3 protein-coding genes are annotated in these 1,308 nt (G+C 39.9%); all 3 read right to left on the reverse strand.

Translation table 11 applies throughout. The features are described 5' to 3' along the window. Positions 1-47: 47 nt before the first annotated feature. A complete protein-coding gene (locus HPE56_RS20210) occupies positions 48-962 on the reverse strand; it encodes an IS3 family transposase (RefSeq protein ID WP_317173236.1) in 915 nt (304 codons plus the stop codon). Then, complete coding sequence (locus HPE56_RS20535) at positions 950-1,084, reverse strand: hypothetical protein (protein ID WP_262890278.1); 135 nt, start codon at positions 1,082-1,084, stop codon at positions 950-952. The genes HPE56_RS20210 and HPE56_RS20535 overlap by 13 nt, the downstream gene beginning before the upstream one ends. After that, positions 1,081-1,308 (reverse strand): helix-turn-helix domain-containing protein (locus tag HPE56_RS20415; protein ID WP_223170397.1); only part of this gene is annotated, 228 nt, incomplete at its 5' end. The genes HPE56_RS20415 and HPE56_RS20535, both read right to left, overlap by 4 nt.

Raw genomic sequence — 1,308 nt, forward strand, 5'->3', positions numbered from 1 at the left:
TTGTCTAGTCCTAAATAACCGTTACAGGTTTATGGATTAAAAATAGTTTAATTAAGCTCAACGAGGATATCCTCGTTGAGCTTTTTTGATTTATACGTTCTCATTTGTATTTTTTGTTGTTGATGCATTTGTTGTGGTGTTAGGTAGTAATTGGAATAATGGGGTCTTTTGTTATTGTAAATCTGTATGCTGTCGCTCACCAGTTGTTTCATTGTTTTGAGTCTTAAGTTCTTGGTATCGCCCAGGAACTCTTGTTTTAATATTCCATTGATCCGTTCGGCTACCGCATTTTCGTACGGATCATAAGCTTCGGTCATACTACAGTTGATATCATCCTTAGAAAGTAATCTTTGATACTCACCACTACAATACTGTAGCCCTCTGTCCGAGTGATGTAATAGTACTTTATAGGTCTTCCTGCTTTTACCGGCCATTTTCAATGCCTTGCAACTACTGGAAACATCTAGACTATCTGACACGTCATAGCCGACTATTTTCTTGGAATAGGCATCTGTCACCAATGCCAAGTACATTGGATTGTTTCTGTTTCCCACATATGTTATATCCGATACCCAGACCTGCTCTGGACGTTTTACGTCCATTTTCTTCATTAGGTTCCTATGTTTTCTGAATCTATGATGTGAATCCGTTGTTATATGATAGCTTCTTTTTGGCTTGATAAGCATCCGGTTGGCCCTAAGTATGGCAAACAGACGATCTCTTCCCACCTGTATCCCTTTCAGATCATCCTTTAATAGATAATGTAATTTTCTGGTGCCGATCCTTGGTTGTTCGCTTCGTATGCGCTGTACCATCTCGATAACAATGGCTGCTTTCGTTTGATATCGCCGCTGTGATTTGAGATGTCTGTAATATACCTGTCTGCTCCTCCCGAGTAACCCACAGGTGGATGTGAGGCTCTCTTGATGTTCTTCCCTGAAGATATCTATTACTCGGGCGATGAGTTTTTTCGGATAGGAATATTATACTCTTTCTCGGCCAAATCGATGATCATATCAAAAATGATGGCTTTTTTGTCTGCACGTTCTACCTGCTTTTCAAGAGTCTTCTTCTGTTTTTTCAAAAGTCGGTTCTCTTGCTCAAGCTCCAGAAGACGTTGTTCGGGAGATTTTGACATTGTATATGGGGTTTTTTGTTCTGCCAGTCAAAGGTACCATATTTACGCATCCATCCGGTTACCGTACTTCTAGCTTGAATACCATAACGCTCCACAGCTTGGGTAGCTGTTAGCTCGCCATTTTCGATGGAAGAAACTAATTGCAATTTAAAAGACATTGAATAGTCTTT

The organism is Maribacter aquimaris, from assembly GCF_014596745.1.
In the GTDB taxonomy this organism is placed as follows: Bacteria; Bacteroidota; Bacteroidia; order Flavobacteriales; family Flavobacteriaceae; genus Maribacter_A; species Maribacter_A aquimaris.